Source organism: Azohydromonas lata NBRC 102462, from assembly GCF_001571085.1.
Classification (GTDB): Bacteria; Pseudomonadota; Gammaproteobacteria; order Burkholderiales; family Burkholderiaceae_C; genus Azohydromonas; species Azohydromonas lata.
The window spans coordinates 25091-31521 of sequence record NZ_BCTC01000076.1; the positions used below are offsets into that span (position 1 = coordinate 25091).

Here is a 6431-nt window from a genome sequence, read left to right on the forward strand (position 1 = left end):
GTCAGAAGCGCTCCAGCTCGGGGAAGGGCAGCAGGCCCTTGCGCACATGCATCTTTCCGTACTCGGCACAGCGGTGCTTGCTGGGCACGGCCTTGCCGGGGTTGAGCGTGCCGGCGGGGTCGAAGGCGGACTTCAGCGCCAGCATCTGCTCCAGCTCGGCCGGGCTGAACTGCACGCACATGGAGTTGAGCTTCTCCACGCCCACGCCGTGCTCGCCCGTCACCGTGCCGCCCATGGCGACGCTGGTCTCCAGGATGTCGGCGCCGAACTGCTCGCAGCGGTGCAGCTCGTCGGGGTCGTTGGCATCGAACAGGATGAGCGGGTGCAGGTTGCCGTCGCCCGCGTGGAACACGTTGGCGCAGCGCAGCTGGTACTTCTTTTCCATCTCCTGGATGGCCAGCAGGATGTCGGCCAGGCGCTTGCGCGGGATGGTCGAGTCCATGCACATGTAGTCGGGGCTGATGCGCCCCGAGGCCGGGAAGGCGTTCTTGCGCCCGCTCCAGAATTTCAAACGCTGCGCCTCGTCGCGGCTGACGGTGATGCCGATGGCGCCGCAGCCTTCGAGCACCGCCACCATGCGGCCGATTTCCTCCTCGACCTCTTCCGGCGTGCCGTCGCTCTCGCACAGCAGGATGGCTTCGGCCGTGAGGTCGTAGCCGGCGTGGACGAAGTCTTCGACCGCCGCCGTCATGGGCTTGTCCATCATTTCCAGCCCGGCGGGGATGATGCCCGCGGCGATGATGCTGGCCACGGCGTCGCCGGCTTTGCGCATGTCGTCGAAGCTGGCCATGATGCAGCGCGCCAGTTGCGGCTTCGGGACCAGCTTGACCGTCACCTCGGTCACCACGGCCAGCATGCCTTCGCTGCCCACCAGCACCGTGAGCAGGTCCAGCCCGGCGGCGTCCAGCGCGTCGGAGCCGAACTCCACCGCCTCGCCTTCCACCGTGAAGCCGCGCACCTTGAGCACGTTGTGCACCGTCAGCCCGTACTTCAGGCAGTGCACGCCGCCGGAGTTCTCGGCGACGTTGCCGCCGATGGTGCAGGCGATCTGGCTGCTGGGGTCGGGGGCGTAGTAGAGGCCGTAGGGCGCGGCGGCCTCGCTGATGGCGAGGTTGCGCACGCCGCACTGCACGACGGCGGTGCGGCTGACCGGATCGACCTTGAGGATCTTGTTGAACTTGGCCAGCGACAGCGTCACGCCCAGGGCGTGCGGCATGGCGCCGCCCGACAGGCCCGTGCCCGCGCCGCGCGCGACCACCGGCACGTTGAGCGGGTGGCACGCGCGCAGCACGGCCGCGACCTGTTCCTCGGTCTCGGGCAGCGCCACCACCAGCGGCGACTGCCGGTAGGCGGTGAGGCCGTCGCACTCGTAGGGCGTGGTTTCTTCGTCGCGCCACAGCAGCGCGTGCGCCGGAACGGCGGCCTGCAGCGCGGCCACCACCTGCGCGCGGCGTTGGGCGCGCTCGGCTGCGGACGGCAGGTCTTGGGAAGCGTTCATGGACGGCCTCCTGTAATGGATTGCAAGCGGGGGGCTGAATGAAAAACCGGCCCCTCGGGGCCGGTCTGCAAGCGTCAGGTGATTACTTGACCACCATCAGCGTGAAGGGCCAGACGTAGGCCTGCATCGTCACGAAGATGCCCACCAGGCAGGCCAGGGCCACCGAGTGGAAGAAGACGTAGCGCAGGATGTCGCCCTCGTGGTTGAACCAGCGCGTGGCGGTGGAGGCAACGACGATGGATTGTGCGTCGATCATCTTGCCCATGACGCCGCCGGAGCTGTTGGCCGCGCCCATCAGGTTGGCCGACAGGCCCAGCTGCTCGGCCGCCACCTTCTGCATGCCGCCGAAGAGCACGTTGGAGGCGGTGTCCGAGCCCGTCAGCGCCACGCCCAGCCAGCCCATCAGCGTGCCGAAGAAGGGGTACATCCAGCCGGTGTTGGCGAAGGCCAGGCCCAGCGTGGTGTCGGTGCCGGAGAAGCGCGTGAGCGTGCCCAGGGCCAACATCAGCACGATGGTCAGCAGCGAGTAGCGGACCAGCCAGATGGTGCGGAAGAAGGACTTCACCAGCGCCACGGGGCTGTACTTCATGATCAGGCCGCCCACGATGGCCGCCAGCAGGATGCCCGTGCCGGTGGCCGACAGCAGGTTCAGCGTGTAGATCGCGGCTTCCTTGTGGGGCGTCGGGACGACCGGCGGCACCTTCTCCACCAGGTTGTGCAGGCCCTCGATCGGGAACTTGGGCGCGTAGATGCCGTTGAAGTACTTCTTGACTTCCGGCAGGCCCCAGATGAACACGAAGATGGTCAGGATGGCCCAGGGCGTCCAGGCGCGGATCACGTCGCCGATGGGGTGCTTGACCACGGGCATGGGCGCCTTGGCCTCGCCGCCGTCCTTGTCATGGCCCTTGAGCGACACGGAGGTCCAGATCTTCTTGGGCTGCCACACGCGCAGGAAGCTCACCAGCGCCACCATGGAGACGATGGCGGCGATCACGTCCACCAGCTCCACGCCGATGTAGTTGGACACCACGAACTGCGACAGCGCGAAGCTCGCGCCCGTTACCAGGATGGCGGGCCAGATTTCCATCATGGCCTTGCGACCGGCGAAGGCCCAGATCAGCCAGAAGGGCACCAGCAGCGAGAAGAAGGGCAGCTGGCGGCCGATCATGGACGACACGGCATGCAGGTCGTAGCCATGCACCTGCGCCAGCGTGATCACCGGCGTGCCCAGCGCGCCGTAGGCCACCGGGGCGGTGTTGGCGATCAGCGAGAGGCCGGAAGCGGCCAGCGGCGAGAAGCCCAGGCCGATCAGGATGGCGGCCGTCACGGCCACCGGCGTGCCGAAGCCCGCCGCGCCTTCAAAGAAGGCGCCGAAGGCGAAGGCGATCAGCAGCAGTTGCAGCCGGCGGTCCTGCGTGATGCCGGCAATCGAGTCCTGCAGGACCTTGAAGCTGCCGTTCTGCTCGGTGAGCTGGTGCAGGAAGATGATGTTCAGGACGATCCAGCCGATGGGCAGCAGGCCGGTGAGGCCGCCCAGGAAGGCCGCGTTGCCCGCCAAGGAGGCCGGCATGCCGTACACGAACACGGCAATGATGAAGGCCGACAGCAGGCCCAATCCCGCGGCGATGTGGGCCTTGATGTGGAAGAAGCCCAGGCAGGCCAGCATCACCACGACGGGAATGGCTCCCATCAATGTGGAGATGAACATGTTGCCGAATGGGTCGTAGACCTGTTGCCAGACCATGGCGTGTCTCCTGAAGAGTTCTCGAAAAGCGTTGACGGCGGACAAGTCGCCACCCCATGGGGGCGCGACTGTAGGACCGCCTATCGGCCGGGAAATGAAGATTCTTCATATCCGGCATGAGCGTTTTTCAAGACAGGTCAGGCACGCGTCAGCTTTGTCACGCCGGCGACTTTTCTCGGAGGGCCTACCCGAGCGAGACCTTGGCCCATTCCACGAAGGCCGCGCACTCCCAGCGCTCCAGCGTGCCGGGCTTCCAGCACAGGAAATGGTGCTGGGGCGAGTGCACGCTGCGGGCCGACAGCCGCACCAGGCGGCCGTTGTCCAGCCAGGTCTTGGCCAGGCGCAGCCGCGCCAGTGCCACGCCGAAGCCGGCCGCCGCGGCGTCCAGCATCAAGCCGATGTCGTTGAACTGCGTGCCGCCGCTGCGCGGCTCGGGCAGCCCGATGCCGCAGGCGCGAAACCACGTGCCCCAGGGCTCCAGCGGGCTGCGTATGAGCCTCGCGCGCGAGACGACCTCGGCCGAGTCGAAGCCGTCGAAGGGCCCGGCCTCGTTGAGGTACTCGGGGCTGCACACGGGGCAGACCTCGTCGCGCAGCACGCACACCTGCTCCACGTCGGCGTAGGGGCCGGTGCCGTAGCGGATTTCGAGGTCGGTCTCCTCGGCCTTGACGTCCAGCAGCGGAATGGCGACCTGCATGATCAGGTCCACTTCCGGGTAGGCATGGCGGAACAGCGCCAGCTTGGGCAGCAGGATTTCGCGCGAGAAGGTGGGCGTGACGGCCAGCCGCAGCCGCACTGGCGCCCCTGTGCGCTGCACGGCGCTGCCCGGGAGCTGCTGCAGCGCGCGCAGGCCCTGGCGCACGTGGCCGAGGTAGGCGGCGCCGTCGGCGGTGAGGGTGAAGTCGCCGCGGGCGAACAGGCGCACGCCCAGGTGCGATTCGAGCTGCCGCATGCGGTGGCTCACCGCGCTGGGCGTGACGCTGAGCTCCTCGGCCGCCAGCGTCACGCTGCGCAGCCGCGCCAGCGCCTCGAAGCTCTGCAGGCAGTGGATGGGCGGGATGCGCGGCGGGGCCATGGCGGACCTTCAGGAATGGGGTGCAGGCGGGGTGCCGCGGCGCCCGGCGCCTTGGCCGGGCGAGTGGAGCGTGCGCGTCATGCGCGGGAAAGCGCCTTGCCGTCCAGAGGGCGCCGAGCGGCCTTCGCATCGCGTGAGCCAAGCCGCCGCGTTCCCTGCTTCGTCATGCCCGCGAAAGCGGGCATCCACGATCGCCGCGGTGGGGCCTTCGAACCGCACGGCCCAAGGGCAACGCTGCCATGCCGGCGCCGCGGCAGGCGTGGATGCCCGCTTTCGCGGGCATGACGGATCGGGGGGCGGGGCGCCCTGGCCACAGGGCTGACAGGGCATGACAGCCTTCCCCGGCCAGCCCCGCGCCTTGGCGGCAATGACGGCATTCCTTCGCTGGGCCGCACCGCAACGCATGTGGCCGCTCAGCCCTGCGCCGCCGTGAACACCGTCAGCACGCCGGTGTAGCCGTAGAGGTGGTGGTGGCCGATCTCGCCGCTGGCGAAGAAGCCGGCCAGCGGCACGTCGCCCAGGGCGTGCTGGACGATCTGCAGCTCCGCCGAGGGCGCGCCGAAATGCGGCCCGCCGCGCCCGGCGCAACTGATGTAGAGCGCCCCCGCGATGCGCGAGGCCGCCGCCAGCTCCGCGCCGCCGCCCGGGGGCGGCGCGGCCGGCGCCTCGATGCCGGCCTCGATCTCCTCGCGGATCTCGGCGCAGATGCGCACCAGGTCGCGCCGCGCGGCCACGGCGTCGCGCTGGCAGAAGGCGATCTGCTGGCCCACCTCCACGGCCTCGGCCAGCGCCACGCCGCGCCGTCCCGGCTCCAGGCCGATGAGGTGGCGCACGCGGGTGTTCTCGCCGAACTGGCCGCCGCGCGAAAGCGTGTCCTCGCGCGCGTCGCTCACGCCGGCCAGCGTGGAGCGCAGCCGCGGCAGTGCCACGGTGGGGTGCGAGAGGTCCACGCCCGTGTCGGCCAGCAGCGCGTCCAGCGCGGGCTTGCCGTCCAGCTCCAGGACGAGGTGCTCGTTGGCCGCGGTCACGCGCCGCACCGGGCCCACGGGCGTGCAGCCCTGGGTGACGCGCGAGATCAGGCCGACTTCGGACGTGAAGGCCACGCCGGAGAGCCCGCCGCGGAACACGCCGTCGGCGATCTGCAGCGACTGCCCGCGCGCCGAGGCCAGGCCGCCGAAGAGGTAGCCGGCCGCCGTGCGCTCGCTCATCTCGGCGATCAGCTCGGCCAGGTCCGGCGTGGAGGGGTCGGCGTGGACCAGCGCGGTGTGCGCGTCCAGCCCAAGCGGCCGGGTGCCCGAGAAGACCTGGAAGCTGCCCGCGGGCAGCCGCGCCAGCATGAGCACCAGCGCGGGCTCGTCGAAATACTCCACCCCGCTGCCGCTGATGCCCACGCCGGAGGCGCCCACCCAGGACAGGCCGGGCCAGTCGTGGCGCAGCGCCTGCAGCAGCTCCTCGGCCTGCGGCGCGTAGATGTCGCTGAAGTAGACGAAGCCCAGGTTGGGACCGTGGCCCTTGGGGTGCGCCGCCCGCTGCGCGCGCAGCTGCGCGTTGGCAAGCTCCAGGGCGTAGCGCCAGTCGGGGTGCGTGGCGTGGGCGTGCAGGAAGGTGTCCATGGTGCAGTGTGGGGGCGCGCCGTCGGCGCTGTCACGCGGCGGCGCGGCACGACGGCCGATCCGGTGCGGCCCAGCGGGCAAGCCGGGCGCCCAACGCGCCCGGGCCGTGCAGCCGCCCAGGCAGGATCACTTGGCGGCCGGGCGCTTGCGCGCAGCCTTGGCCGCGGCGGCGGCCGGGGTGTCGGCGGCCTCGGGGGTGTCGGCCGCACCGGCGGCGGGCTTGCCGGCTGCGCCGGCTGGCGTGGCCGAGGTGCCGGCGGCGGCGCTGGCATTGGCCGCGGCCTGGGCCATGGAGTTGGCCAGCGTGGTGCGGGCGGCGTCGGCGGCGGCTGCGCCCTCCTGCAGCGCATGGGCGGCGAGCTGGCCGAACTGCTGCGTGAGCGCCGTCCACCACTGCATCGGGTCCACCACGCCCGCGGCGGGCTTGGCGGCTCCGTCCGCGGCGGCGGCCTTGGGTGCCGCGGTGGGGGCGGGGGTGGGCGTGGGCGTCGGCGCGGGGGT

At 70.7% G+C, this 6431-nt stretch carries 4 protein-coding genes and 1 pseudogene; all 5 read right to left on the reverse strand.

The window, feature by feature from the left end; genetic code table 11:
• Position 1: 1 nt before the first annotated feature.
• The gene (locus ALA01S_RS21770) at positions 2–1498 is read right to left on the reverse strand and encodes an FAD-linked oxidase C-terminal domain-containing protein (RefSeq protein ID WP_066340971.1); all 1497 of its coding nucleotides are present in this window, start codon (positions 1496–1498) and stop codon (positions 2–4) included.
• A gap of 82 nt (positions 1499–1580) precedes the next feature.
• A complete protein-coding gene (locus ALA01S_RS21775) occupies positions 1581–3242 on the reverse strand; it encodes an L-lactate permease (RefSeq protein WP_066340973.1) in 1662 nt (553 codons plus the stop codon).
• Between the two features lie 184 nt (positions 3243–3426).
• Positions 3427–4317, reverse strand: coding sequence for a LysR substrate-binding domain-containing protein (locus ALA01S_RS21780; RefSeq protein ID WP_066340975.1), 891 nt, complete (start codon positions 4315–4317; stop codon positions 3427–3429).
• 413 nt (positions 4318–4730) lie between these two features.
• Complete coding sequence (locus ALA01S_RS21785; RefSeq protein WP_066340977.1) at positions 4731–5930, reverse strand: FIST signal transduction protein; 1200 nt, start codon at positions 5928–5930, stop codon at positions 4731–4733.
• 126 nt (positions 5931–6056) lie between these two features.
• Positions 6057–6431, reverse strand: a pseudogene (locus ALA01S_RS34045) (PhaM family polyhydroxyalkanoate granule multifunctional regulatory protein); the annotation flags it as partial.

Bases quoted from the DNA above. Each gene is read 5' to 3' on its own strand.
- ALA01S_RS21770 (WP_066340971.1), bottom strand. From the start codon at position 1,498: ATGAACGCTTCCCAAGACCTGCCGTCCGCAGCCGAGCGCGCCCAACGC.
- ALA01S_RS21775 (WP_066340973.1), bottom strand. From the start codon at position 3,242: ATGGTCTGGCAACAGGTCTACGACCCATTCGGCAACATGTTCATCTCC.
- ALA01S_RS21780 (WP_066340975.1), bottom strand. From the start codon at position 4,317: ATGGCCCCGCCGCGCATCCCGCCCATCCACTGCCTGCAGAGCTTCGAG.
- ALA01S_RS21785 (WP_066340977.1), bottom strand. From the start codon at position 5,930: ATGGACACCTTCCTGCACGCCCACGCCACGCACCCCGACTGGCGCTAC.